We start from the raw sequence: 24,842 nt of genomic DNA on the forward strand, positions 1-24,842 counted from the left end.
CCTGCGCCCTCTCGGCGCGCCCTCCCTTCTGCCGCGCGAACGGGGCCACGCCCCCGCGGTGCTCAGCCCGAGCTGACGAGGACCACCTCGCTGCTGGTGCGGCACCGCTGCCGCACCTCCGCCCGTACGGGCTCGTCCCCCCGACGATCTTCGAAGCAGCGAGACGATGACTTCTCTACTCACCACTTTCCTCAGCCCCGCCGAGACCGCGGGTCACATGCTCCCCTGCCACGACACCGGCGTGGCCGATCTGTTCTTCTCCGAGCGCCCCGCCGACCTGGAGCAGGCCAAGGCGCTGTGCGCCGACTGCCCCCTGATCCAGGAGTGCCGCCAGGGCGCCCTCGACCGTGAGGAGCCCTGGGGCGTCTGGGGTGGAGCGATCTTCGAGTCCGGCCGCATCATCGCCGTCAAGCGCGGCCGCGGCCGGCCCCGGAAGAACCGGGACCTGGACGCCGCATGAGCGGGCCGAGCTCCAGCTCGGTCCCTGCCCTGCCCGTCGACGAAGGCCCCGAACCACATGGTTCGGGGCCTTCGTCGCGCTCAGGGGCGCAGAGCGCCCGCAGGGAGCAGGGGCGTCGGAGAGTCCGTCAGGCCTTCCCGAGGATCCGGTTCAGCTTGGTGCCGCACTCCGGGCACACGGCCTTCGCCATGCGGCGACCGTTGGAGACGACGACGTTGCCCTCGGCCTCCCGCTTCTCGCGGCACTTGACGCAGTAGAACTCTCCGGCATAGGTCTCGTCGGCCATATCCGCTCCTTGTAGGAATCGACGGTGGTGATCGGTTCCCCGGACGCGCAGCTGCTGCCGCGAGGCCGGGACCGTGCCACTGTAGCGGGGCGCGGCGGCGGTGCCGAATCAGGATCGGAGCTCCGCTCGGGCGACCCGTCGCGCGCTTCGGGAACGGAAGGCTCCGCGAGGAGCCGAGGAAGTGCGCACGACGAGCCGACATCGGAGGCCCAGCAGGCGTCGTCAGGCCTCGAAGGGCCGTGGGACCCCGGGGGCGCTCAGCACCACGCGCACCTTCCCCGTGTGCGTCCTGCTAGTTATCCCGGGGTCCCACGTTCTAGGGAAACCTAGCGCCTGCACACCGGGCCGGTCAAAGAGTGGCCGGGGACCGGCTGTGGACAACTCGCTCCCGGGTGTGGACAGGGTCGGGACCCGAGGTCGCGCGCTGTGGAGGGAAGTTCATCGTCACTGGTCACGATGGTGTGATGGGGGTCGTGGCGGTCCGCCGCTGTGGATGAAGGTTTTTCCGCTCGGATCGTGCCAGGCTGGTCTTCATGACAGATCTGGTGCTCCACGAGAACGTCTCCGGACCCCGCGGTGAGCGGGTGCTGGTGCGTCGGTCCGCCCGGCGGCGCCGTACCGTGTCGATCACGCGGCGCGAGGGAGACCTGGTGATCGCCATCCCCGCCACGTTCAGCGTCCGTCAGGAACGCGACTGGGTGGGCAGGATGGTCGACCAGTTGGTCACCAAGGAGGCGAAGAACTCACCACGCCGCCGCAGCGACAGCGCACTGGAGGAGATGGCGCGCGATGTCAGCCGGGCGCATCTGGACGGCCGTGCTCGCCCCACCTCCGTGTCATGGTCCACGCGGCAGAACCAGCGCTGGGGATCCTGCACCCCGGCCGACGGCACGATCCGCCTCTCGCATCAGCTGCAGGACATGCCCGTCTACGTGGTGCGGGCGGTGATGATGCACGAGCTGGTCCATCTGCTGGTGCCCGGGCACGGGCCCGAGTTCCAGGCGCTGATGGCCCGCTACCCGCAGGCGGAGAAGGCACAGGGCTTCCTCGACGGCGTCTCCTTCGCGAAGAACCTGCCCAGCGGCGGGATCGACGAGGGATCGGCGGATCAGCCTGATCAGCCGAGTCAACCTGATCAGCTCGAGTAGCGCGCGAGGTACGGCGCCAGGGCGTCGAGCTTCCCCGGCATATCAGCCACGGTGCCCTCGGGCAGCGCGTCGGTCGAGCGCTCAGGACCCGCCCCGCGGCGACGCGGCCACGGCACCCACAGCACCTCGGGCGACTCCTCGCTGGCGCGCAGCGGCAGGGCGGAGGCCGGGCCGTCCGCACGCAGCAGGTACTGCACGTCCCAGTGCTCCGAGCACGCCCCGAAGGCGGCGTCCAGCTGATGGCGGTGCAAGACGGCGGGGCCCGGCCCGACGCGCTCCAGGGAGATCAGGCCGATCTCCTCGGCCACCTCCCGGCGGGCGGCGCGTTCGAAGCTGGTCTCGCCGCGTTCGAGGTGCCCGCCCGGTTGCACCCAGAAGCGGCCCTTGCGGTGCCAGAGCAGGGCGATGTGCTCCGCCGGCGCATCGATCACGACGGCGCTGGCGGTGAGATGCCGCGGCCCGCCGTCGCGGTACAGCGCTCCGGGGGAGCGCAGCAGCAGGGCACGATAGTCCGCGGCGACGTCCGGCCCGGAAGCGGCGCCGGACGCCGCCTCCAGCTCCGTCAGCGCCGGGGCCGGTCCCTCAGCGAGCACCGGTCCCGCCGTCGTCCGGACCGTCCTCGCGATCACCGTCGGCGCCGCTGTCGTCGCCCTGGCCGCCGTCCTCGGCGGTCCCGTCCTGGCCGTCGTCGGCGGTGCCGGCGCCGCTGAGCAGCCGCTCCAGCTCGGCGTCGAAGTCGGTGGGGATCTCGACATCGGCCAGGGCATCGGCGGAGTCCGCCGCGGCGCTCTGCGGCGCCTGCGGACGCCCGGAGAGGACATCCGCGGTCGGCAGCAGGTCCGGGTGGTCCCACTTCGCTTCGCGGCCCTGCTCGCCCTCGGTGGCCAGCACGCTGTCCCACCAGGCGAGGGCCTCGCGCACCCGTCGCGGACGCAGCTCGATGCCCACGGTGCGGGCGAGCATCTGCTCGGCCGGTCCGCCGGCGGCGCGGCGGCGACGCAGCACCTCGCGCATCGCCTCGAGCTCGGGGAGCTTGCCCTGGAGCGCCTGCGTGGTGACGTGATCGACCCACGACTCGACCAGCGCCAGGGTCGTGGCCAGCTCCTCGAGGGCGCGCTCCTGCGCGGCCCGCCGGGTGAACACGAACATCTCCTCCGGCCGACGCGCCTGCAGCGCCTGCGGGTCCGAGAGGTCCAGGCCGCGCACCATCTCGTCGAGCGCGTCGAGGTCCAGGGTGATCCCGCGCGCATAGTCCTCGATCGCGGAGAACAGGGCCTTGCCCAGCCATGGGGCGGCGCTGAACAGGGCGGTGTGGGCGATCTCGCGGGCCGACAGGAAGATGCGGGCGGCATCGGGATCCAGCGAGTGGTCGGCGATCAGGTCCTCGACATTGGCGGCGACCAGGGCAGGTTCCCCGTCGCGGCCCAGCGGCAACGACAGGTCCGTGGTGCCCGAGACCTCGCGCGCCAACGAGCCGATCGCATGGCCGAACTGCACGCCGAACATGGTCCCGCCGATCCGCTCCATCATCGCGGCCGGATCGCCTCCCATGCCCATCGCGTCCTGGTCCATCCCGCTGAGCTCACCCATCTGCGAGGTGATCGCCTCGCCGATGGCGCCGGACATGTACTTCGCGACCGGCTCGACGATCGTCTTCCAGTGCGGCAGCGTGCGGTGCAACCAGGTGCCGCGGCCGAACACGCCCAGCTCCGCGCTCGGCACGTCGACCGCGATCACAGGGTCGAGCCAGAGGCGAGCCACCTGGGCGGCCCGGCGCAGCTCCTCCACCTGGGCGTTCGTGGGGCCCGGGTCCCCGGGGCTGCCGCTCGGCTCGGGGGCGCCGGGGATCGCCGCGCCGGCGGCCGTGCGGCGGGCGATGTCCTCCGCCATGTCCCAGTTCACGGGGTTGTCGCCCTGGGCTGCGAACATGCTCTGCATCTGCGCGGCCGCGGCGCGCAACTGCGCCGGGTCCTGCGGCAGGTTCGCCTGCTCGGCGAGCGCGGACAGGTCCAAGCCGTCCAGCGCGCCCTCGGGGAGCGCGTCCCCGAAGGTCTCCTGCAGGAAGCGCCTCAGCGCTTCCTCGTCCATGTCACCGGGTCCGCCCGGGATCGGATCTTGGGTCATGGCCACCTCCAGCGGTCCGTCGGTGCTCCAGCGTACCGAGCGCGGCTGGATGGAGGGAGGGACGAGGCATCTGGGGCACAATGTCAGGGTGATAGACGAGCACTCCCGCCCCACCCGCATGCGGCGGGCCCGCGCGGCGGTCCGGCGGACGGTCGACGACGCCCAGCTCGCCCGCCCGGGGCTCGCGCTGGGGTCCATGGTGCTGCTGTGCCTGATGATCCTCGGCGGATCGCTGATGCCGGTGCCGTACGTCATCGAACGGCCCGGACCCGCGATCGACGTGCTCGGCGAGTACGAGGACGAGCAGATCCTGGTGATCGACGGCGCCGAGACCCACGCCACCGACGGCGAGCTCATGATGACCACCGTCTCGGTCGACGGCGGGCCCGGCTACCGGGTCACCCCGGTCGAGGTGGTCGCCTCCTGGTTCGACCGCAGCCAGGCCGTCCTTCCCCGGGAGGCCGTCTTCCCCGCGGGCCAGACCCGCGAGGAGACGGTGCTGACCAACTCCGTGGCGATGAGCACCTCCCAGCAGGGAGCGGTGGCGGTGGCCCTGGACGAGCTGGGCATCGAGTACGAGCCCGTGGTGATGGTCGGCGGCGTCGAGCAGGACGCCCCGGCCGACGGCGTCCTCGAGGGGGGCGACGTGGTCCTGTCCGTGAACGGATCCGCTGCCGAGACCGTCGAGGGGTACCGGGAGCTGGCGCGCGCCACCGAGGAGGGGGACGACGTGCAGATGCGCGTGCGGCGCGGCGAGGAGGTGCTCGATCTCGCGGTGCCCACCGAGGAGGTCGACGGAGCCCCCCGGATGGGGATCGTGCTGTCGGCCGGGTACGACTTCCCGATGGACGTGGAGATCACCGTCGGCGAGATCGGCGGACCCAGCGCCGGGATGATGTTCTCGCTGTCCGTGTACGACGAGCTGACCCCCGGGGCGCTGACCGGCGGGCACCGGATCGCCGGCACCGGGACCATCGACGCCGAGGGCGCCGTCGGCCCCATCGGAGGGATCCGGCAGAAGATGGTCGGGGCGCACGAATCCGACGCGGAGTTCTTCCTCGCGCCGAGCGAGAACTGCGACGAGGTCGTCGACTACGTGCCCGAGGGCATGGACGTCGTCGCGGTGACGGACTTCGAGGACGCCGTCGAGGCGAGCGAGACCATCGCCGACAGCGGTGACGCCGAAGGCTTGCCGACCTGCGAGGACGTCGTGTCACCGACCGCCCGGAGCGGGGAGGGGAGCTGATGAGCAAGCGCCGTACCCGCCGCCCGCCGCGGCCCACCGTGGCGCTCGACTTCGGCGGGGTGCTCAGCGCCGGGCACGATCCCGTCCCGGACATCCACGAGCTGCTCGGCGGCGATGTCGAGGTCCTCGCCGCGGCCCTGTGGGCGCAGCGTCCCGCCTACGACGCGGGGACGGTCACCGCGGCGCAGTACTGGGGCGCCGTCGCCGCCGCCGTCGGCGTCGACCAGCTCAGCGAGGGAGAGGTCGAGGAGCTCCAGGAGGCCGACAACCGCTACTTCCTGCGGCTGGATCCCGCCGCCCGCGAGCTGATCCACGACCTCGCGCGCCACCGAGTGCGCCTGGTCCTGCTGTCCAACGCCTCGGTCTCCTTCGGCGAGGCGGTGCGCCGGGCCGACTGGTTCGAGGCCTTCTCCTTCGCCGTGATCTCCGGGGAGGAGCAGGTCGTCAAGCCCGATGCGGAGATCTACGAGATCCTGCTCGGCGCCCTGGCCCACGAGACCGGGGGAGTGTCGATCCCCTCGGCCGTGCTCTTCTTCGACGACCGCGAGGACAACGTCGACGCCGCGCGGGCCCTGGGCATCGACGCGCACCGCTGGCCGCGCAACGGCGACGAGCACCCCGAGGGCACCGAGCACGGCGCGGTGATGGCCCGCAGGGTGCTCGCCGAGCGGGGCGTCGATCTCGGCTGACCGCTTGCGGGTACAGTCGGACACCGTGAGCCATCCCGCGCGGTGCCGATCGACGGCACGCCGGTGAGATCCCCCGACACCCCTTCGAAACCCCTCTGAACAGGAACTGACGTTGGCAGAGTTCATTTACACGATGTACAAGGCCCGCAAGGCCGTGGGAGACAAGGTCATCCTCGATGACGTCACCATGAGCTTCTACCCGGGCGCGAAGATCGGCATGGTCGGCCCCAACGGCGCCGGCAAGTCGACGATCCTGAAGATCATGGCGGGCCTGGACCAGCCCAGCAACGGCGAGGCCCGCCTCAGCCCCGGCTACAGCGTCGGCATCCTGCTGCAGGAGCCGCCGCTGGACGAGTCCAAGACGGTTCTGCAGAACGTCCAGGAGGGCATGGGCGACCTGTTCCAGAAGGTCCAGCGCTTCAACGCCATCGGCGAGGAGATGGCCGAGCCCGATGCCGATTTCGACGCGCTGATGGCGGAGATGGGCACGCTCCAGACCGACATCGACGCGGCGAACGGCTGGGATCTCGACTCCCAGCTCGAGCAGGCGATGGACGCCCTGCGCTGCCCGCCCGGCGACGAGATGGTCACGCACCTCTCCGGCGGCGAGAAGCGTCGCGTGGCGCTGTGCAAGCTGCTGTTGGAGAAGCCCGACCTGCTGCTGCTGGACGAGCCCACCAACCACCTCGATGCCGAGAGCGTGCTCTGGCTCGAGCAGCACCTCCAGCAGTACGAGGGCGCCGTCATCGCGGTCACCCACGACCGCTACTTCCTCGACCACGTCGCCGAGTGGATCGCCGAGGTCGACCGCGGGCGCCTCATCGGCTACGAGGGCAACTACTCCACCTACCTGGAGAAGAAGGAGGAGCGCCTGGCCGTCCAGGGCAAGAAGGACGCCAAGCTCGCCAAGCGCCTCAAGGAGGAGCTGGAGTGGGTCCGCTCCAACGCCAAGGGCCGCCAGGCGAAGTCCAAGTCGCGCCTGAACCGCTACGAGGAGATGGCCGCCGAGGCAGAGCGCACCCGCAAGCTCGACTTCGAGGAGATCACCATCCCGCCGGGCCCGCGGCTGGGCAACCAGGTCATCGAGGCCACCGACATCCGCAAGGGCTTCGGCGAGCGGATCCTCATCGAGGATCTCTCCTTCTCCCTGCCCCCGAACGGCATCGTCGGCGTCATCGGCCCCAACGGCGTCGGCAAGACCACACTGTTCAAGACCATCGTGGGCCTCGAGCCGCTCGACGACGGCGAGCTGAAGGTCGGCCAGAGCGTCAAGATCAGCTACGTGGACCAGAACCGCGAGAACATCGACCCGGACAAGAACCTCTGGGAGGTCGTCTCCGGCGGTCACGACTTCATCCAGGTCGGCAAGGTCGAGATCCCCTCGCGCGCCTACGTCAGCCAATTCGGCTTCAAGGGCCCGGACCAGCAGAAGAAGGCCGGGGTGCTCTCCGGCGGCGAGCGCAACCGCCTGAACCTGGCGCTGACCCTCAAGCAGGGCGGCAACCTGCTGCTGCTGGACGAGCCGACCAACGACCTGGACGTGCAGACCCTCGGCTCCTTGGAGAACGCGCTGCTGGAGTTCCCGGGCTGCGCCGTGGTCGTCTCCCACGACCGCTGGTTCCTCGACCGGGTGGCCACGCACATCCTGGCCTACGAGGGGACCGACGAGGACCCGGCTGCCTGGTACTGGTTCGAGGGCAACTTCGAGTCCTACCAGGAGAACAAGGTCGCGCGCCTGGGTGCGGAGGCCGCGCGCCCGCATCGCGTGACCTACCGTCGCCTCACCCGCGACTGAGCAGGGACGTCCCCGACACCGCCCCGCGACCGTCCGCCGGTCGTGGGGCGGTGTCGTCGGGCGGTGCCGCGGGCGGGCGATCAGCCGCTCGCGTCGGGCGCCGGCAGCTCGGGGGCCAGACTCGCCACGATGCGGGTCGACGGGGTGCCGGACACGTTCTGCGGCGCCATCTCGCGCGTGACGACGAGGGACTCGGCCGTCCGCGGCGATGTGAAGCGGATCAGGCCGTCCCCGGAGATCTCCAGGACGCCGAGGTCCTCCTGGACCCCGTCCGTGGTGCCCCACAGCTGCAGGACCTCGCCCTCATAGCCCCGCACACCCTCGGCGCGCACCGCGAGACCGTCCGTGGCGATCACCGCGGCCCAGTCGCCGTTGTCGCTGCGCCCGGACACGAGCTGGGCACCCGGATCGAGGCTGTACTGCGTCCAGGTGCTCGCGAACGCTTCCGTCAGGGCCTGCTCGCGCCGTGCGTCGATCAGGAAGGCGCCGAGGACGAGAGCCGCGATCAGGGCCAGGGCGGCGACGGAGCGGGGGACCCACGGACGGGAGCGGGAACCGGCCACGGCCTGTCCCGCGCGAGCGTTCTCCCGGCGCCGGCCGCGCCGTGAGCCGCGCACCTCGTCGGCCCTCCGGAAGGCGAAGGCGGGAGCGGGCGCCGGGTCGGGGTCCCGGTCGGCCCGGGGGGCATCGGCGCCCGGAGCGGGGGAGGACGCCGTGGCCGTGCTGCGGACCGCTCCGGGCACCGCCGGCGGCCCGACGGCTCGGCGCTGGGAATCCGTGCCCAGGACCGGGGTGGTGTATGTCCCGTGGTAGGCGGCTTCGGGATCGGAGCCGGCGCCCGCGGCGGGACGCGGCGCGCTGCCGAACCCTTCGAGCACCGCCCGGTGCAGGCCCTGCGAGGGTTCGGCGGCGGTGAGCAGGGTCAAGGAGGCCGCGGCCTCGATGGCGCGGCGGTGGATGCCCGCGCTCTCGGGATCGGTGGTGAGATCGCGCAGGCGACGCCGCTCCGGCTCCTCGGCCAGGGCCAGGGCATCCAGGGCGGCGAGGGCGCGGAGCTCGGAGGATCCCGCCCCGCCGAAGGGCACCAGCTGATCGAGCAGGTGGGCGAGGATCCCGGCCGCGTCGTCGCGCTCGGCGCCGCTGACCTCGAACCGTCCCTGGGCAGCGGACTCGGCGAGGGCGCGCTGCGCGGGCGGCAGCTCGAGAAGAGCACGCATCACGTCCATCTCCCGCCGATCGCGGGTGCGCTCCTCGGCACCATCGGGCGCGATCAGGGAGCGCACGTCCCCGCGGGGACGGGTGGCGACGGCCGCCCGACGGGCCCGGTCCAGCACCGCGGCCTCCCCGGGCAGGGCGCCGGCGGCGAGTTCGGCCGCGTCGCGCAGACTCGAACGCAGCACCGAGACGGTCACCCGGCTCCCTGCCGCCGAGGAGCCGGTGATGTGCACGGCGAGGCCGTGGATGCGCGGACCGAGCACGTCGACCAGCGCGCTCGCCGCCCGCTGGTCGGCCGCGGCGGTGCGCCGCAGCAGTGTGCGGGTGGGATCGGGACGCACTCCGAGGTCGACGGTGTCCTCCTCCACCACGGGCATCCCTCCGGTCCGTCCCTCACTGCCCATCGGGCGCCCTCCCGTCCGTGCTGTGCTGATCTCGTGGCGCCGCGCCCCCACGCGGCGGGGACCATTATCTCAGGCGCGCGCCGCCGGTGCGGCCCGTCCACAGGGATGGGGGCCGGAGGTGGGTACCGTACGGTCATGAAGCCGACCTCCACGATCACGGTGACCTCAGCCCTCCCCAGTGCCCTCGAGCCGCTGCGCGAGCTGGCACTGAACCTGCGATGGACCTGGCGCCGTCAGTGCGTCGACCTGTTCCGCTCGCTGGACCCCGAGGTCTTCGCCGCGGCTGACGAGAACCCCATCGCGATGCTCCCGCAGGTCAGCGCCGGGCGCCTGGCCGAGGCGGCGCGCGATGAGTCCTTCTTGTCCTGGATGCGCGACGAGGTGGGCGACCTGCGCACCTATCTCGACTCCGGGCGCTGGTTCCAGCGCACCGTGCCCGACGGGGTGGGGGCCGGGGCGGGGTCGTCGCCGTCGGTCGCCTACTTCTCCATGGAGTTCGGGATCAGCCCGACCCTGCCCATCTACTCGGGCGGTCTGGGCATCCTGGCCGGCGACCACCTGAAGTCCGCCTCGGATCTCGGGGTGCCGATGATCGCGATCGGTCTGCTGTACCAGGACGGCTACTTCTCCCAGTCGCTGGACCGCTCCGGGTGGCAGCAGGAGTCCTACCGGCCGAGCGACCCCGAGCAGCTCCCGGTCCAGCCCGTGCGGGGGCCCGACGGCGAGCAGCTCACCGTCACGGTCACCCTGCCCGGCGATCGCCGGGTCGCCATCGCGATCTGGCGGGTCCAGGTGGGCCGGGTGCCGCTGCTGCTGCTGGATGCGAACCTCCCGTCCAACGACGAGGAGGCCCGGCAGATCACCGATCGCCTCTACGGCGGCGACCATGAGCACCGCATCCTCCAGGAGCTGGTGCTCGGCATCGGCGGCGTGCGCGCCGTCGACGCCTACGCGGCCGTCGCGGACGTGCCCGCCCCGACCGTCTTCCACCTCAACGAGGGCCATGCCGGCTTCTCCGGGCTCGAGCGGGTGGGTCGGCTCCTGCAGTCCGGTTCCTCCTTCGCCGAGGCGGTCGCGGAGGTCCGCGCCGGGACCGTGTTCACCACCCACACCCCGGTGCCGGCCGGCATCGACCGCTTCGGGGCGGACCAGCTGCGGGGATACCTCGACGCGGACGGATCGGGGCTGTCCCGGCTGATCCCCGCGCTCCCGGTCGAGGCCGCTCTGGCGCTCGGCGTCGAGGAGGGCGGGGACATCTTCAACATGGCGCGGCTCGGCTTCCGCATCGCCCAGCGCTCCAACGGCGTCGCCCAGCTCCACGGCGCCGTCTCCCGGGCCATGTTCCAGGACCTCTACCCGGGCTTCGACGTGCCCGAGGTGCCGATCGGCTCGGTCACCAACGGCGTCCACCGCCGCACCTGGACGTCGCCGGCGATGGACGACCTGGTCACGAAGGCCATGGGGGCGGTGGACGTCTCCGCGCTCAGCGACTGGAGTGCACTGGCCACCCTGACGGACCACGAGCTCACCGAGACCCGGGACACCCTGCGCGCGGATCTGGTCGAGATGGCCCGCACCCAGGTCAAGCAGTCCTGGCTGCGCCGCGGCGCCGACGAGGCCGAGCTCTCCTGGACCGGGACGATCCTCGATCCGCACGCCCTGACCATCGGCTTCGCCCGACGGGTCTCGACGTACAAGCGGCTCACCCTGATGCTCTCGGACCCGGACCGGCTGCGGCGCATCCTCCAGGACGAGGAGCGCCCCGTCCAGATCGTCATCGCCGGGAAGTCCCACCCGGCGGACCGCCCGGGCAAGGAGTTCCTCCAGCAGCTGGTCCGGTTCGCCGACGACCACGGCGTCCGCCATCGCATCGTCTTCCTGCCCGACTACGACATCCGTATGGCCTCCGTGCTGATCGCCGGAGCCGACGTGTGGTTGAACAACCCCGTCCGCCCCGAGGAGGCCTCCGGCACCTCCGGGATGAAAGCCGTGCTCAACGGCGGCCTCACCTTCTCCGTCTCCGACGGCTGGTGGGACGAGATGAAGGACGACGACGCCGGCTGGACGATCCCCACCGCCACCGTCGACGACCAGGCCGAGCGCGACCGGCTCGAGGCCGACGCCCTGTACGAGATCCTCGAGAGCCGGATCGTGCCGCTGTTCTACGAGCGCGACGCCCGCGGCATGCAGCGCGGCTGGATGACCAAGGTCCGCTCCTCACTGGTGACGATCGCCCCGCGCATCACCGCCGCCCGGATGGTCCGCGACTATGTGAGCGATCTCTACCTGCCCGCCGCCCGCGCCGCCGCGGCCTTCACGGCGGAGCCCGCCCTGGCCGGTGCTTTCACCGCGTGGAAGGAGGAGGTCCAGGCCGCCTGGCCTGCCGTCTCGATCACCTCCGTGGTGCTCGAGGGCGCCGAGGAGGGCCGGGCCGAGACCGGCGGCGAGGTCACCGTGGTGGCCGAGGTGCAGCTGGGTGGTCTCAGCCACAAGGACGTGCTCGTCGAAGCCGTGGTGGGTCCGCTCGGAGCGGAGGATGAGATCATCGAGCCTCATCTGATCCCCCTGCAGCGTGAGCAGGACGGCCGCTGGGCCGCCCGGGTCGCGCTGCCATTGCCCGGCGAGATCGGCTGCACCGTGCGCATCACCCCGCAGCACCCGGTGCTGGCCCATCGCGCCGAGCTCGGGCTGGTCGCCACCGCCTGAGCCGCCCGCAGCACCCAGCCCGGAAGGTCCCGCCCGTGCCGACCCGTCGTCAGATCCTGCTGTCCACCGCCGCGATGGGCCTCGCCGGGGCGGGAGCCCTCGCCGGGTGCACCCGCGAGGGCCCCGCCGACACCGCCGCTGCCGCCGACACCCTGCGGATGCGGGTCTGGGACGACGCGGCGGCCGCCGCCTACGAGACCTCTCTGGAGGCCTTCACCCGGAAGACCGGGATCGCCGTCGAGGTCGAGGTGGTGGTCTGGGACGACTACTGGAAGCAGCTGCCCCTGGACGTCGCCGACGAAGCGCTGCCGGACGTGCTGTGGATGAACACGGCGAACCTCGCCGGCACCCGGGCCGGCGGCACCCTGCTCGAGCTCGGGGAGATCGTCGGGGACCAGGCCTCGCAGTGGGAGGAGACCGCCACCGACCTGTACCGCATCGACGGCGCCCTGTGGGGTGTTCCCCAGATCTGGGACCAGAGCATCCTGCTGGCCCACCACGAGCTGGTCACCGAGGCCGACGGCGATGCCTCGGCGCTGACCTTCGATCCCGGCGCCCCGAGCGATCCGCTGCGAGAACTCGCCCGGAGGATCACGGTGGACGCCGAGGGTCTCCACCCCGGGGACGAGGGCTTCGACGACTCCTCGCGGACGGTCTTCGGCTTCGGCTCCCACCCCGACCGCACGGCGGTGCTGGGCCCGTTCATCGCCGCGCAGGGAGGCGCCTGGCAGGACGCGGAGGGCGAGTTCGTCTTCGCCTCGCCGGAGGGAGTCAGCGCCGTGCAGTACCTGGCGGACCTCGCCGCCGATCACCTCGCGCCCGCGGGCGCGGAGACGGTGGCCGACGACCGGCTGTGCCAGAGCCTGTTCCTCGAGGGCAAGCTCGGCCTGCTGCAGACGGGGACCTACGACCTGCACACGATCCTCGACGGGGTCTCCGACTCCTTCGACTGGAGCGTCCACCCGGTGGTGGCCGGCTCCGACGGGCCGCGCCCGCTGGTGCACGCGATCGCGGCGCTCGGCGTCGACCCGGGCGACGAGGACCGCGCGGCCGACATCGGTGAGCTGCTGACCTGGTTGGGCAGCGTGGAGGGGCAGCGGCCGCTCGCGGAGAACCTCCTCGGGATCCCCGCCCATCGCGAGCTGCACGGCACCTGGCAGAAGGCGTGGGAGAACGCGGGAGTGGATGTCTCCGCCCTCGCCACCGCCCCCGCCGAGCCTGCGCTGCCGGAGCGGGGCAACCGCTCCGCGGAGGGGACCGAGGCGGCGCTGCCGATCATCGCGAAGGTCTTCCAGGGCGAGGAGACCGCGGAGCAGGCCCTGCCGGTGGCGCAGAAGGAGGCGCGCGCAGCACGGCACTGAGCGGCGGGGGAGTCAGCTCTCGCGCTTGACCCTGATCATGCCCTCCTGGGTGATGGTCGCCACCAGGTCCCCGGCGCGGTCGAACAGCTGGCCGTGGGTCAGCCCGCGGCCTCCCGAGGCCGAGGGGGAGCGCTGGACGTACAGCAGCCACTCGTTGGCGTCGACGTGCCGGTGCCACCAGATCGCATGGTCGATCGTGGCCATCCGCAGCCCGGGCGTGATCCAGCTCAGCCCCTGCCGGCGAAGGATCGGCTCGAAGGGCGTGTAGTCGCTGGCGAAGGCGAGGATCGCGTCGTGCAGCAGCGGTTCGGCCTCGACGGGGGCGAGGGTGCGCATCCACACCATCTGCGTGTCGGCCACCTCGGAGGCCGGGTCGGGCTGGAGGTAGATGGGGTCGGTGACGTGCCGGATGTCGATCGGACGCTGGGTGGCCCAGTACCGGGCGACGGGGTGGTCGATCCCTCGGAGCACGTCCGCGGTGGTCGGCAGCCCTTCGGGGGCCGGGGCCTGAGGCGCCTGCTCCTGGTGCTCGAGACCGTCCTGCTGCTCCTGGAACGACGCGGTCATCGCCAGGATCGTGCGATCGGCGACCTCGCCCGAGCGGGCCGGCTGGGTGGCGAGCACGCGCCGCACCGAGAAGGAGCCCCCGTCCCGCAGCGCATCGACCTGGAAGCGGATCGGGTGCGCCGGATCGCCCGGGGCCAGGAAGTAGGAGTACATCGAGTGGATGCGCCGGCCGTCGGGGACCGTGCGGCCCACCGCGGTCACGGCCTGGCCCATCACCTGCCCGCCGAACACGTGCCCGCCCGGATGCGGGGAGGAGTCCCCCTCGTAGGCGGCGACGGTCGCGGGAGTGGCGAAGTCCGCGGAGATCTCGATCTCCCGCAGATCGAGCAGATCGATCAGACCGGCCGCGATCGCCGAGGGGTCAGGACTGGAGGGCGTCATGACGTCGATCGTACTGGTCACGGGGTTCTAGGATGGTCGGCATGGATCATCCGCATCATCTCGACATCGACGTGCCCGTCCGCTGGACCGACCTGGACGCCTACGGGCACGTCAACAACGCCGCCATGGTGCGGCTGCTGGAGGAGGCCCGCATCGGCGCCTTCTGGACGGCCCCCGAGGAGCAGGTCGCCCTCGGCGCCACCGCCCCTGCGGCGGCGCTGCCCGGCGGCGGCGCGGATTCGCCGATCTCCACCGTGATCGCCTCGCAGCGCATCGAGTACGCGCGGTCGATGGGGCACCGCCGGGACGGGGCGGTGGTGCGGCTGTGGATCTCGCGGCTCGGCGGCGCGAGCCTGAGCGTGGACTATCTGGTGCTCACCCGGGACGATCCTGCGGGCGAGGCCCCGTACGCCCGGGCCCGCACCGTGGTGGTGATGGTCGAGGCCGACACCGGCACCCCGGTGCGGCTGGACGCCGGGACCCGCGAGATCCTGGGCCGATTCACCGGCGAGGGGCTCAGCTTCCGCGACTGATCAGGGCTTCCGCGCGGGATCAGGTCAGGTGGTCAGGGACTGTCTGCCCGGCCGCCGGGGCCACGCCGCCGTCGACCGTGTTCACCATCGAGTGCGCCGCCCGGTCGAGATAATCGCTCAGGGCCTCGGCATGCATCGGCGCGAGGTCGAGGGAGTCCACGGCGTCCTGCATGTGCCGCAGCCAGGCGTCGCGGGCGGCGGGGGAGACCGGGAAGACCGCGTGGCGCATCCGCAGCCGCGGGTGCCCCCGGGTCTCCCCGTAGGTCTTGGGCCCGCCCCAGTACTGCTCGAGGAAGGTGCGCAGACGCTCCTTGGCCCCGGAGAGGTCCTCCTCGGGGTACATCGGGCGCAGCAGCGGGTCCTCGGCGACGCCCTCGTAGAAGCGATCCACGAGCGCCTCGAAGGTCGCGTGGCCGCCGACGGCCTCGAAGAAGGAGATCTGCTCGCTGGGGGACATGGGCCCTCCTGGGTCAGGACGTCAGGGACTCGCCGAAGCGAGGCAGCGCGAAGGAGACGTCGGTCTCGGCGAAGGCGTCGCGGACGCGGCCGCGCAGCTCCCGCTCCAGGCCCCACTGCTCGCCCGGCGCGGTCTGGATGATGATGCGGCGCTGGTAGCGGTTCGCGTCGACGTCCAGCATGCCGCTGATGTCGGCCGGGGACTGGATGATCTCCGACCAGTGGGGGTCCTGCGCGAGGTCGAGGGTGACCGAGCGGAGCGCCTTGGTGACCAGGGTGTCGTCGGCCGAGGCGTCGATGTCCAGGACCACCACGGCGTTGGAGTAGCCGCGGGAGTAGTTGCCCACGCGGATGATCTCGCCGTTGCGGACGGTCCACAGCACGCCGTCGATCCCGCGGACCTGCGTCACGCGCAGGTTGATGCCCACCACGGTGCCCTCGGCGTACTCGACGTCGACGTAGTCGCCGACGGCGACGATGTCCTCGAAGAGCATGACGATGCCGGCCACGACGTCCTTGATGATCGTCTGGGCACCGATGCCGGCGGCCAGGCCGATCACGCCGAGGGAGGCGATCACCGGAGCGATGTTCACGCCGATCTTGTCGAGGACCATCACCGCGGCGACGGCCCAGATCAGCATGTGCGCCACGTTGCGGGCGACGTTGGAGAGGGTGTCGGCGCGCTGCTCACGACGGACCTGAGCGGCCTTCTGGGAGCGGGCGTCGCGCTTGACGACGGCGCCGGCCACGCTCGAGAGCTTGGAGCCGGATTCGGCCATGGTGCGGAAGAATCGTCGCAGCAGCCAGCTGGCCACCATGGTCGCGACGGTGGCGGCCAGCAGGATCACCACGATCATCAGGCCGTCCGTGGTCAGCCAGCGCACCAGGGCTTCCATCAGGCTCAGCGCTTGATCGGTGCCGGGGTCGGCGAGCAGGGTTCCGGGGTCGATGGGGTCCTCACGCATGGTCCCGACCATAACGCCCTCCGGTGCGGAGCGTCTGGAGAGCGGGGGCCAGGAGGAGGCCGACGAGATACACCCCACCGAGCACGATCGTGACCACGCCGACGGGCAGCGCCGTGGGCAGCACGTGCTGGGCCACCAGGTCGGCTCCGCTCAGCAGCACCGCCCCGGCGGCGGCGCTCGCCCCGAGGGGAATGCCGGCGCCGTTGACCAGCCGCTTGGCCAGCTGCGGGGCCGAGAGCGCGACGAAGGCGATCGGCCCGCTCAGCGCGGTGACGGCCGCGACCAGCACGACGGCCAGCAGCAGGATCCGTCGCCGGGTGCGTTCCACGGCGAGCCCGTGCACCGCGGCGACGTCGTCGCCGAGCTCGAGCTGGCGCATCAGCGGCACGCAGACCAGCAGGGCGGGCACCGCCAGCACCAGCAGGACCAGTACCGGCAGCATCCCCGCCCAGTCGACCAGCGACAACGTGCCCGCGCCCCACATGCTCGCCGCCATCGCGACCTCGTCCTCGGCCTGCAGCAGGATCCACACGTTGACGGCGTGGAGCATCGCCGCGACGGCGATCCCGACGACGATCAGGCGGAACCCCTGGACCCCGTCGCGCCGCGCGAGCAGATACACCACGACCGCCGTGCCCAGCCCGCCGGCCAGCGCCCCGACCGCGGTGGCGGCGCCGCCGAGGGTCCCCGCCAGAGCCGGCGGTGCCACCAGGGTCAGCAGCAGCACGCCGGTGTAGGCGCCGGTGGAGAAGCCGAGCACGTCGGGGGAGCCCAGCGGGTTGCGGGTCAGGGTCTGGAAGATCGCTCCCGAGAGCGCGAGCGCCGCCCCGAACACCACGGCGGCCAGGGCGCGCGGCAGCCGCCACTGCAGGACGATGGTGCTGGTGAACTCGCCGCGCCCGGCCAGGGCCTGGAGCAGCTGGCCGGGTCCCATCGGGAAGTCGCCGCGGGAGAGGGAGAACAGCGTCAGGGCCACGGCGGCCAGCGCGAGCGCGGTGACGACGAGGCGGCCGCGGGCGCGCCGGGCCCGCGGCGCGTCCTGGACGGCGGCCGGGGCGCTCATATCCCGCTCGCCCGTCGCCGACGGACCAGGATGATCAGCACCGGCGCGCCCAGCAGGGCGCTGACGATGCCGACGGGCACCTCTCCGGGCCACATCACGAGCCGCGCGAGGACGTCGGCGGCCACCATGATCACGGCCGAGAGCAGAGCGGCCAGCGGCAGCAGCCGGGTCTGGTCGGGGCCGACGATCCAGCGGGCGACGTGCGGGGCCATCAGCCCGAGGAAGACGATCGGGCCGGCCAGGGCCGTGGCGGAGCCGGCCAGCAGGGTGATCGCCAGGACCAGGGCGAAGCGGGTGCGCTGGACGTGTGCGCCGAGCGCGGCCGCCATGTCCTCCCCGAGGGTCAGCGCGTTCATCGGCCCGGCGAGGGCCAGGGCGAGCACGACGCCGACGGCGGCCACCGGCAGGGCGGGCAGCGCCGTCTCCCAGCCGCGCTGGGAGAGGTCGCCGCTCTCCCAGATCAGCAGGATCGAATACTCCCGCGGGTTCGACAGCCGCAGGGCGGAGGTGATCCCGGCCAGCACGGCGCCGAGGGCGACGCCGGCCAGGGTGAGGCGCTCGGGGGTGATCACCCCTGCCCCCAGCGTGCCGATGAGGAACACGGCCCCGGTGGCGAGGAACGCCCCCGCCAGGCAGGCGGCGACGAACACGGCGGGGGAGGAGGCGCCCAGCAGCACGATCGCGAGCACGACGGCGAAGGCCGCTCCCGCATTGACCCCGAGCAGGCCCGGCTCGGCCAGAGGATTGCGGGTCAGCACCTGCATCAGCGCCCCGGCCAGTCCCAGGGCGGCCCCCGCCGCGAGGGCGATCACCGTGCGCGGCAGCCGCAGGGCGATCACCGCCGAGTAGTCCTGCGTCGCGACCCCGAGGGCCTCGGCCCGCTGCTGGGGCCCCGGCCCGGAGCCGAGGGAGGTGGCGGCTTCGAGCAGGATGCGGCTCACCGCCGCCGGCGCCACCGGGCGGGAGCCGAGGTAGAGGCTCGCCCCGGTCAGCAGGGCCAGGACGAGCAGGGCGAGCGTGATCGCGACCACTGCACGCGGGCGCGGTCGGCCGCGCCCGGTGCGCGGGCGGTGCGAGGTCGGCGAGTGACCGGTCACAATCTTCTTCCGACGCGGTGGTGGGCTCTTCTCGCCCCGTGCGAGGTAAGGGTAACCTTGCCTATGGTCCCTCCGGGGCCGGCACGTCCGACTCGCATCCCACGGAGCCCCTCCATGATCTCTCGTCGCAGCCTCCTCGCCGTCCTCACCGCAGGGTCCACCGCGCTCGCGCTCGCCGCCTGCGGCGATTCCGAGGGCACGGGGACGGCAAGCTCGGACGGGGGCGGGGCGAGCGGCGGCGGGGCGTTCCCGGTCGAGATCGCCACCGCCTTCGGCCCCGCCACGGTCGAGTCCGCGCCCGCCCGGGTCGTCGCCCTGGGCTGGGGCGACGCGGAGACCGCCCTGGCCCTGGGGATCCAGCCCGTCGGTGCCTCGGACTGGATCGGCTTCGGCGGGGAGGGCGTCGGCCCGTGGGCCGAGGGTCTGTACGACGAACCGCCGACGATCATCGAGACCCTCGAACCCTCCTACGAGGCGATCGCCGCGCTGCGGCCCGACCTGATCCTCGACGTCAAGAGCTCCGGGGACCAGGAGCGCTACGACCGGCTCAGCCAGATCGCCACCACGGTCGGGGTGCCCGAGGGCGGGGAGAACTATCTCACGACCCCCGAGCAGCAGCTGGAGATGATCTCCCGGGCGCTCGGCGCGAGCGACGGGGCCGTCGCGCTGCAGCGCGAGATCGACGGTCTGTTCACCCAGGCCGCGTCCGCCCATGCGAAGTGGGACGGGAAGAGCGTCACCGCCGCGACCCGCACCTCCGAGGGGTGGGGGGCCTACATCGACGGCACCGAGCGGGTGGAGTTCCTCGAGCGGCTCGGATTCACGCAGTCCCCTCAGATCGCCGAGCTGGAGGCGTCGGCGTCCGGCTTCTCCGTGGACATCTCCGCCGAACAGCTCGACCTGCTCGACGCGGACCTCATCGTCGCCTTCCCGATCTTCCTGGAGACCACCGAGATCACCGAGGACCCGCAGTGGCAGCAGATCCCCGCCGTGGCCGACGGCCGGGCCGTGGTCATCGACGGGGACCTCGCCTCGGCGTACTCGCTGGGCTCGGTGCTGTCGACCGAGTACGCCGTGCAGAAGATGGTGCCGTTGATCGAGGACGCGCTCGGGGCCTGAGCGCGGGCGGTCAGCCGATGTCCGCGGCGCGGACCCGCTCCTGGCGCGCCACCGTGGCACGCCCCTCGATGATGATGCGGCGCAGACCGAAGGGGGCCTCCTCCGCGTCGGCCAGCCAGGCGTCGGCGTCATCCAGCACGCTCTGCCCGCCGTAGTACGAGGGGAAGTAGCCGGCCACCAGGCGGTTGGCGATCTCGGTCGACCGCTCGGCCCACACCTGCGAGATCACCGCGAAGTACCGCTGGCGGTACGGGGCGATCAGCGACTCGTCCACGACGCGGCGGAAGCCCTGGACCACCGCGGTGATCGACTCGTTGGCCAGGGTGTCCTTCTCCATCGTGCGCCGCCAGGCCTTCGCCTTGGACACCTCGGTGGGCAGGGCGGCCTTCGCGGTCAGGGCGTGCTTCCGACCGGACTGGGTGTCGTCGGAGGCGAGCTGTTCGTCGATGCCGGCGACGTCGATCCCGCCCAGGACGGCCAGCGAGATCACGAGCTTCCAGCGCAGGTCGGTGTCGATCGAGCGTCCCGGGAGCGCCACCGACCCGCCCAGCAGGCCCTCGAGCAGCTGGAGGTGCGCCTCGGTGCGGGCCAGCCGGGCGAAGGCCTCGATCAGCTGCAGCTGGGCATCCGATCCCGCTGCGGCGGTCTCCGCGAGCTCCCAGACGGCGTCGGCCGCGGCCTCGGTGCGCGCCAGGCGCTGGTCCGGATCGGCGTAGGGGCCGGCGACGGTCTCCAGCTGCTGCAGCAGGGTGCGCATCACCGAGGAGGAGCCCTCCCCGGTGAGGTTCGCCAGCAGCAGCTGCTGGTAGCGGCGGCTGGGCAGCTCGCCGTCGCGCACCATGTCCCAGGCCGAGGACCACAGCAGGGTGCGGGCGAGGGGATCGTCGAGGTGGCGGAGGTGCTCCATCGCCACGGCCAGGGACTGCTCGTCCAGACGCACCTTCGTGTAGGCGAGGTCGCCGTCGTTGACCAGCCACAGGTCGGCGCGCTTCCCGGTCAGCGCCGGCACCTCGGTCAGCGCCTCGTCCACGTCGATCTCCACCGACTCGGTGCGCACCAGCTGCCCGCCGCGCAGGGTGAAGCCGCCCACCTGGAGCCGGTGCGGACGCAGGGTGGGATGCTCCTGCGGCGCGGTCTGCTCGATGGCGAAGCGGGTCACGGCGCCGTCCGCGTCGCGCTCGATCAGCGGGCGCAGGGTGTTCACGCCGGCGGTCCGCAGCCACTGCTGCGCCCAGGTGCCCAGGTCGCGGCCGCTGGTGGCCTCGAGCTCGACCAGCAGGTCGCTCAGCTCGGTGGTGGACCAGGCGTGCTCGGCGAAGTAGGCGCGGATCCCGGCGAAGAACTCCTCCCGGCCGACGTAGGCCACCAGCTGGCGCAGCACGGAGGCGCCCTTGGCGTAGGTGATGCCGTCGAAGTTGGTCTCGACCGCCTCGAGATCGACCATGTCGGCGACGATCGGGTGGGTCGAGGGCAGCTGGTCCTGCTGGTAGGCCCAGCCCTTCTCCGACAGGGCGAAGGTGGTCCAGGAATCGGTCCAGCGGGTGACCTCGGCACTGGCGAGCGTCGAGGCGTACTCGGCGAAGGACTCGTTCAGCCAGAGGTCGTCCCACCAGCGCATGGTGACCAGGTCCCCGAACCACATGTGGGCCAGCTCGTGCAGGATCGTCAGGTCCCGGCGCTCGCGGATCGCGTCGGAGACCTCCGAGCGGAACACGTAGCTCTCCACGTAGGTGATGGCGCCGGGGTTCTCCATCGCGCCCATGTTGTACTCCGGCACGAACACCTGGTCGTACTTGGGGAACGGGAAGTCCCGGTCGAAGGCGTCCTCGTAGAAGTCGATGCCGGCCTCGGTGACGTCGATGACGTTCTGGGCGTCCACGTGCTCGGCCAGCGATGCGCGGGCGAAGACGCCCATGGGGATCGTGCGGCCGTCGCGGGTGGTGATCTCGCCGGTGCCGCCCTGGTAGTTCCCCGCGATCAGCGCGACCAGGTAGGTGGAGATGCGCTCGGTGGGCTCGAAGGCCCAGATGGCGGTGCCCTCGTCGGCGGGGGTCGAGGTCGGGGTGGGGGCGTTGGAGATGACCCGCCAGTGCTCGGGCGCGGTGACGGTGAGGCGGAAGGCGGCCTTGAGGTCGGGCTGCTCGAAGCAGGCGAACATGCGCCGCGCATCGGAGACCTCGAACTGGCTGTAGAGATACACCTCGTCGTCGACCGGGTCGACGAAGCGGTGCAGCCCCTCGCCGGTGTTCATGTAGACGCCGTCGGCGAGGATGCGCACGGCGTTCTCACCCAAGGCCAAGGCGGGCAGACGCACCCGCGCGCCGTCGAAGCGGGAGGCGGGGTCGGCGAGCTGCTCGCCGTTGAGCTCGATCTCGTGCACCGTCCTCGCGATGAGGTCGACGAAGGTCTCCTGTGCGGAACTCGACGAGAAGCGGATCGTGGTCTCGGTGCGGAACGTCTCCGGGCCCGTCGTGAGGTCCAGACGGATGTCGTAGGAGTCGGTGTTCAGGAACGAGGCGCGGCCGCGGGCCTCGTCGCGAGTGAGGTTCTCGGGTGACATGGGCTCCATCCTGCCACCGCCGACGGTCCTCGTCCGACGGGACGACCGGACGCGGCGTGCGGATTGGACGCGACAGACGGGTCGCCCCCCGATACCGTCAGGTCATGCCGAGCTCGAACCGCGGGATCGCCGCACCGCGCGTCGTCGGCCCTCGCCGGGTCCTGGCCGGCGTGCGCTGGGCCCTGTCTCTGGCGGCGCGCCGTGCCCCGGCCTGGTTCCTGCTCACGGTGGGAACCTCCGTCGTGCTCGCGCTGGTCCCCGCCGCGCAGGTACGGGCGGTCGCGTGGTTGGTCGCCACCTCCGAGCACGCCGGGTTCCGGGCCGCGCTGATCCCCCTGGTCCTGCTCACCGCGCTGGTCGGGCTCGGACAGGTGATCACCAGCGCCGAGAACCTGATCGGTCAGCGCGTCTCCCTGCGCCTGATGCGGGACCTGAACGCGCGTCTCGCCGAGGTCGCGGCGGCGCTGGACCCTCACCAGGTCACCGATGCCCGGGTCCACGCCCTGCTCGACGGGGCACGCACCAGCACGTTCCAGCTCTCCCGCAGTCCCGGCGCGGTGATCAGCGCGCTGTCGGCCCTGCTCGCGGCCCTCGCCCTCGGCGCGGCGATCTGGCCCTTCTCCCCGCTCGCCGCCGGCCTGGTGGTGCTCGCCCTGGTGCCGAACCTCGTGATCTTCGCCTGGTCGGCCGGGTTCCAGGACGCCCGCTTCGAGGAGGCGGCGGCGCACGGCGCCCGGTTCCGCTATCTGCTCGACCAGCTCGTCGGCGGCCGCACCGCCACCGAGCTGGCCACCTTCGGGACCGGGCCGCGGGTCGCCCGGGATGCTGACCACGCCCACTCCCGGATGTCGCAGATCCAGGACCGCCTCTACGCCCTGCTGCTGCGCGGCGATCTGATCGGGGGGCTGGTCACCGCCGTGCTGCTCGGTGGGGCGCTGATCGCGGTCCTCGCCGAGGGCGGGGGAGCGGCCGGGCTGAGCGCCGGGGTGCTCGGCGTCATCGCCGGGCTGCAGGCGACCCGCGGAGCCGGGTTCGCCGTCGGCGACGTCATCGCCGCCGGTCCCGTGATCGCCCGTTTCCGGCAGGTCCGGGCGCTCGCGGAGGAGCCTGCGCGCCAGCACGTCCACCCCGATGTCCGCCGGCTCGAGGTCCGCGACCTCACCGTCACCTATCCCGGCGCCCCGGCCCCTGCGCTGCGGGACGCGAGCCTGACCGCGGCCCGCGGCGAGATGGTCGCCCTGGTCGGCGTCAACGGCGCCGGGAAGACCACGCTCGTGCACGCCGTGATGGGCATCGTGGACCGGGACGAGGGCCAGGTGCTGCTCGAGGGGGTCGAGGCCGATGAGCTGTCGTCCGCTCAGCGCTTCGCCCGTTTCGGACTGGTCACCCAGGAGTTCGGGCGCTACGAGATGACCGTGCGCGAGGCGGTGGCCCTGGGGAGCCCGCGAGAGGACGTCGCGGATCCGGAGATCTGGGCCGCTCTGGACGCCGCCCGCGCCGGAGCGATGGTGCGCCGCTTCCCGGACGGCCTGGACACCCAGCTCGGACCGCAGTTCGGGGGTGTCGGACTCTCCGGCGGGCAGTGGCAGCGCATCGCCCTGGCCCGCATCCACCTGCGCGGGGCCGGGATCCGGATCCTGGACGAGCCGACCTCGGCGATCGACGCCGAGGCGGAGCAGGAGGTCTTCGCCCAGCTGCGGGAGTCCTCCTCCCGGCACATCACCATCGTGGTCTCTCATCGCGCCTGGACGCTGCGGGGGATGGACCGCATCTACGTGCTCGAGGAGGGGCGGGTCGTCGAGGCGGGGACCTTCCCGGAGCTCATGGCACCGGGGACCCGATTCGCGAGGATCTTCGCCGAGCAGCTCGCGGGCTGAGCCCGCTCACCGCTGCGTCAGGTCGAGGTCCCAGGTGTAGTGCTCGGGCAGGGACGGCAGCGGCCACGTCGGGTCCGGGAAGAAGTACTCGTATCCGGCGGAGAAGGGGTAGGTCCACCGCTCGATGTGCTGCTCGGCCTCCCGGCCCGCCGCCTTGATCGAGTCGATCTCCTCGGGGGAGAAGTAGCCGGTGCGCTCGGCGCCCTCGAGCTCGTCCTCGTCCTTGTAGTGCCAGTCGCGGCGCGGCAGCACCACCAGGTCCAACACCAGGTCCCGGGTCGCCACCCCCTCCTCGGTGCGCTCGTAGGGCGTCTCGAGGTTGATGTAGTAGCAGCCCAGGGAGCCGTCGTCCTTGTAGAACAGCCACACCGAGTACGGCTTGTCCGGCAGCGCGATCATGAGGATGCCGTTACCGGTCCACAGCTGCTTGGACTGGACGCGGGGCGCGGTGAACATGCCCTCGTCCCCGGCACGGCGCAGGGCCGCTCCGGAGGAGAGGACGGGCAGCAGCACCTCGGTGCCGGGCGCGATCCACACCACCACGCCGCGCTCGTCGTCCAGCACGACGGTGCCGGGGCGAACGGTGCGGGTGGGGTGCTGCTGCGTGTAGTAGGTCCAGGTCACCTGGTCGCCGGGCGACCAGCGTGGGGTGGAAGACATGGTGGTGATCCCGGCCGGATCGGCCTCCACGGACGCCCCGTACCGTCCGGCCACCGGGCCGGGGCTGCTCTGCCCGTGAGGGGGTAGGCGTATGGGGCGACCATACCGCCTCCCACCTCCTCGCGCGGGC

21 protein-coding genes are annotated in these 24,842 nt (G+C 72.2%); 10 read left to right on the forward strand and 11 right to left on the reverse strand.

Features of this window, described 5'->3' with window-relative positions; genetic code table 11:
* Positions 1-166 precede the first annotated feature (166 nt).
* Positions 167-460 carry a WhiB family transcriptional regulator gene (locus tag BH708_RS00085; RefSeq protein WP_076805588.1) on the forward strand — a complete coding sequence of 98 codons (294 nt, stop codon included), beginning with the start codon at positions 167-169 and terminating at the stop codon, positions 458-460.
* Between the two features lie 127 nt (positions 461-587).
* Here BH708_RS00085 and BH708_RS19950 read toward each other — a convergent pair whose 3' ends face one another.
* On the reverse strand, positions 588-746 hold the full coding sequence (locus BH708_RS19950) for a DUF5679 domain-containing protein (RefSeq protein WP_010551122.1): 159 nt from the start codon (positions 744-746) through the stop codon (positions 588-590).
* A 533-nt stretch (positions 747-1,279) separates the two neighbouring features.
* Between BH708_RS19950 and BH708_RS00090 the strand changes: the two genes are divergently transcribed.
* Positions 1,280-1,894 carry a M48 family metallopeptidase gene (locus tag BH708_RS00090; protein ID WP_076805590.1) on the forward strand — a complete coding sequence of 205 codons (615 nt, stop codon included), beginning with the start codon at positions 1,280-1,282 and terminating at the stop codon, positions 1,892-1,894.
* On the opposite strand, the gene BH708_RS00095 is transcribed toward BH708_RS00090, so the two are convergent.
* Together BH708_RS00095 and BH708_RS00100 are read right to left on the reverse strand one after the other, a co-directional pair.
* On the reverse strand, positions 1,882-2,487 hold the full coding sequence (locus BH708_RS00095) for an NUDIX hydrolase (RefSeq protein WP_172805719.1): 606 nt from the start codon (positions 2,485-2,487) through the stop codon (positions 1,882-1,884). The genes BH708_RS00090 and BH708_RS00095 overlap by 13 nt on opposite strands.
* A complete protein-coding gene (locus BH708_RS00100; protein WP_076805594.1) occupies positions 2,477-4,018 on the reverse strand; it encodes a zinc-dependent metalloprotease in 1,542 nt (513 codons plus the stop codon). The genes BH708_RS00095 and BH708_RS00100 overlap by 11 nt, the downstream gene beginning before the upstream one ends.
* Before the next feature lie 88 nt (positions 4,019-4,106).
* Here BH708_RS00100 and BH708_RS00105 point away from each other — a divergent pair, with 88 nt between their 5' ends.
* The 3 genes from BH708_RS00105 (at position 4,107) to ettA (ending at position 7,748) form a co-directional block, all read left to right on the forward strand.
* Positions 4,107-5,264, forward strand: a complete 1,158-nt coding sequence (locus BH708_RS00105) for a PDZ domain-containing protein (protein WP_253705418.1) — start codon at positions 4,107-4,109, stop codon at positions 5,262-5,264.
* The gene (locus BH708_RS00110) at positions 5,264-5,953 is read left to right on the forward strand and encodes an HAD-IA family hydrolase (protein ID WP_076805599.1); all 690 of its coding nucleotides are present in this window, start codon (positions 5,264-5,266) and stop codon (positions 5,951-5,953) included. The genes BH708_RS00105 and BH708_RS00110 overlap by 1 nt, the downstream gene beginning before the upstream one ends.
* A gap of 112 nt (positions 5,954-6,065) precedes the next feature.
* Entirely contained in the window at positions 6,066-7,748 is a 1,683-nt protein-coding gene (gene ettA / locus BH708_RS00115) for an energy-dependent translational throttle protein EttA (RefSeq protein ID WP_076805601.1), read from the forward strand.
* An 80-nt stretch (positions 7,749-7,828) separates the two neighbouring features.
* Here the strand turns inward: ettA and BH708_RS00120 are convergent, their stop codons facing one another.
* Positions 7,829-9,340 (reverse strand): hypothetical protein, encoded by a 1,512-nt coding sequence (locus BH708_RS00120; RefSeq protein ID WP_157235650.1) that lies wholly within the window; start codon positions 9,338-9,340, stop codon positions 7,829-7,831.
* Positions 9,341-9,502: 162 nt separating this feature from the next.
* On the opposite strand from BH708_RS00120, the gene glgP reads away from it, so the two are divergent.
* Entirely contained in the window at positions 9,503-12,073 is a 2,571-nt protein-coding gene (glgP, locus tag BH708_RS00125) for an alpha-glucan family phosphorylase (protein WP_076805605.1), read from the forward strand.
* Positions 12,074-12,108: 35 nt separating this feature from the next.
* The gene (locus tag BH708_RS00130; RefSeq protein ID WP_253705419.1) at positions 12,109-13,434 is read left to right on the forward strand and encodes an extracellular solute-binding protein; all 1,326 of its coding nucleotides are present in this window, start codon (positions 12,109-12,111) and stop codon (positions 13,432-13,434) included.
* Between the two features lie 12 nt (positions 13,435-13,446).
* Here the strand turns inward: BH708_RS00130 and BH708_RS00135 are convergent, their stop codons facing one another.
* Positions 13,447-14,382: an acyl-CoA thioesterase II gene (locus BH708_RS00135; protein ID WP_076805607.1), complete on the reverse strand. Its 936-nt coding sequence runs from the start codon at positions 14,380-14,382 to the stop codon at positions 13,447-13,449.
* A gap of 41 nt (positions 14,383-14,423) precedes the next feature.
* Here BH708_RS00135 and BH708_RS00140 point away from each other — a divergent pair, with 41 nt between their 5' ends.
* Entirely contained in the window at positions 14,424-14,915 is a 492-nt protein-coding gene (locus BH708_RS00140) for a thioesterase family protein (protein ID WP_253705420.1), read from the forward strand.
* Between the two features lie 19 nt (positions 14,916-14,934).
* Here the strand turns inward: BH708_RS00140 and BH708_RS00145 are convergent, their stop codons facing one another.
* The 4 genes from BH708_RS00145 to BH708_RS00160 are packed head-to-tail and all read right to left on the reverse strand — an operon-like array spanning position 14,935 to position 18,430.
* Positions 14,935-15,372 (reverse strand): globin, encoded by a 438-nt coding sequence (locus tag BH708_RS00145; protein ID WP_076805612.1) that lies wholly within the window; start codon positions 15,370-15,372, stop codon positions 14,935-14,937.
* A gap of 13 nt (positions 15,373-15,385) precedes the next feature.
* Complete coding sequence (locus tag BH708_RS00150) at positions 15,386-16,336, reverse strand: mechanosensitive ion channel family protein (protein ID WP_076810600.1); 951 nt, start codon at positions 16,334-16,336, stop codon at positions 15,386-15,388.
* Complete coding sequence (locus BH708_RS00155) at positions 16,329-17,399, reverse strand: iron chelate uptake ABC transporter family permease subunit (RefSeq protein WP_076805614.1); 1,071 nt, start codon at positions 17,397-17,399, stop codon at positions 16,329-16,331. Before BH708_RS00155 ends, BH708_RS00150 begins: the two co-directional genes overlap by 8 nt.
* On the reverse strand, positions 17,396-18,430 hold the full coding sequence (locus tag BH708_RS00160; RefSeq protein WP_076810601.1) for an iron ABC transporter permease: 1,035 nt from the start codon (positions 18,428-18,430) through the stop codon (positions 17,396-17,398). Before BH708_RS00160 ends, BH708_RS00155 begins: the two co-directional genes overlap by 4 nt.
* 180 nt (positions 18,431-18,610) lie before the next feature.
* Between BH708_RS00160 and BH708_RS00165 the strand changes: the two genes are divergently transcribed.
* Positions 18,611-19,615 (forward strand): iron-siderophore ABC transporter substrate-binding protein, encoded by a 1,005-nt coding sequence (locus BH708_RS00165; RefSeq protein ID WP_076805616.1) that lies wholly within the window; start codon positions 18,611-18,613, stop codon positions 19,613-19,615.
* A gap of 10 nt (positions 19,616-19,625) precedes the next feature.
* Here the strand turns inward: BH708_RS00165 and pepN are convergent, their stop codons facing one another.
* The gene (pepN, locus tag BH708_RS00170; protein ID WP_076805618.1) at positions 19,626-22,175 is read right to left on the reverse strand and encodes an aminopeptidase N; all 2,550 of its coding nucleotides are present in this window, start codon (positions 22,173-22,175) and stop codon (positions 19,626-19,628) included.
* 104 nt (positions 22,176-22,279) lie between these two features.
* On the opposite strand from pepN, the gene BH708_RS00175 reads away from it, so the two are divergent.
* Positions 22,280-24,052, forward strand: coding sequence for an ABC transporter ATP-binding protein (locus tag BH708_RS00175; protein WP_083713131.1), 1,773 nt, complete (start codon positions 22,280-22,282; stop codon positions 24,050-24,052).
* A gap of 6 nt (positions 24,053-24,058) precedes the next feature.
* Here the strand turns inward: BH708_RS00175 and BH708_RS00180 are convergent, their stop codons facing one another.
* Complete coding sequence (locus BH708_RS00180; protein ID WP_076810603.1) at positions 24,059-24,712, reverse strand: DUF402 domain-containing protein; 654 nt, start codon at positions 24,710-24,712, stop codon at positions 24,059-24,061.
* Between the last annotated feature and the right edge of the window lie 130 nt (positions 24,713-24,842).

Source organism: Brachybacterium sp. P6-10-X1 (assembly GCF_001969445.1).
Lineage (GTDB): Bacteria > Actinomycetota > Actinomycetes > Actinomycetales > Dermabacteraceae > Brachybacterium.

What these genes read in the sequence shown, in the direction of transcription:
- BH708_RS00135 (WP_076805607.1), bottom strand. Translation starts at nt 14,382, where the DNA reads ATGACGCCCTCCAGTCCTGACCCCTCGGCGATCGCGGCCGGTCTGATC.
- BH708_RS00100 (WP_076805594.1), bottom strand. Translation starts at nt 4,018, where the DNA reads ATGACCCAAGATCCGATCCCGGGCGGACCCGGTGACATGGACGAGGAA.
- BH708_RS00085 (WP_076805588.1), top strand. Translation starts at nt 167, where the DNA reads ATGACTTCTCTACTCACCACTTTCCTCAGCCCCGCCGAGACCGCGGGT.
- BH708_RS00150 (WP_076810600.1), bottom strand. Translation starts at nt 16,336, where the DNA reads ATGCGTGAGGACCCCATCGACCCCGGAACCCTGCTCGCCGACCCCGGC.
- BH708_RS19950 (WP_010551122.1), bottom strand. Translation starts at nt 746, where the DNA reads ATGGCCGACGAGACCTATGCCGGAGAGTTCTACTGCGTCAAGTGCCGC.
- glgP (WP_076805605.1), top strand. Translation starts at nt 9,503, where the DNA reads ATGAAGCCGACCTCCACGATCACGGTGACCTCAGCCCTCCCCAGTGCC.
- BH708_RS00090 (WP_076805590.1), top strand. Translation starts at nt 1,280, where the DNA reads ATGACAGATCTGGTGCTCCACGAGAACGTCTCCGGACCCCGCGGTGAG.
- pepN (WP_076805618.1), bottom strand. Translation starts at nt 22,175, where the DNA reads ATGTCACCCGAGAACCTCACTCGCGACGAGGCCCGCGGCCGCGCCTCG.
- BH708_RS00140 (WP_253705420.1), top strand. Translation starts at nt 14,424, where the DNA reads ATGGATCATCCGCATCATCTCGACATCGACGTGCCCGTCCGCTGGACC.
- BH708_RS00180 (WP_076810603.1), bottom strand. Translation starts at nt 24,712, where the DNA reads ATGTCTTCCACCCCACGCTGGTCGCCCGGCGACCAGGTGACCTGGACC.
- BH708_RS00175 (WP_083713131.1), top strand. Translation starts at nt 22,280, where the DNA reads ATGCCGAGCTCGAACCGCGGGATCGCCGCACCGCGCGTCGTCGGCCCT.
- BH708_RS00120 (WP_157235650.1), bottom strand. Translation starts at nt 9,340, where the DNA reads ATGCCCGTGGTGGAGGAGGACACCGTCGACCTCGGAGTGCGTCCCGAT.
- BH708_RS00145 (WP_076805612.1), bottom strand. Translation starts at nt 15,372, where the DNA reads ATGTCCCCCAGCGAGCAGATCTCCTTCTTCGAGGCCGTCGGCGGCCAC.
- BH708_RS00110 (WP_076805599.1), top strand. Translation starts at nt 5,264, where the DNA reads ATGAGCAAGCGCCGTACCCGCCGCCCGCCGCGGCCCACCGTGGCGCTC.
- BH708_RS00165 (WP_076805616.1), top strand. Translation starts at nt 18,611, where the DNA reads ATGATCTCTCGTCGCAGCCTCCTCGCCGTCCTCACCGCAGGGTCCACC.
- BH708_RS00155 (WP_076805614.1), bottom strand. Translation starts at nt 17,399, where the DNA reads ATGAGCGCCCCGGCCGCCGTCCAGGACGCGCCGCGGGCCCGGCGCGCC.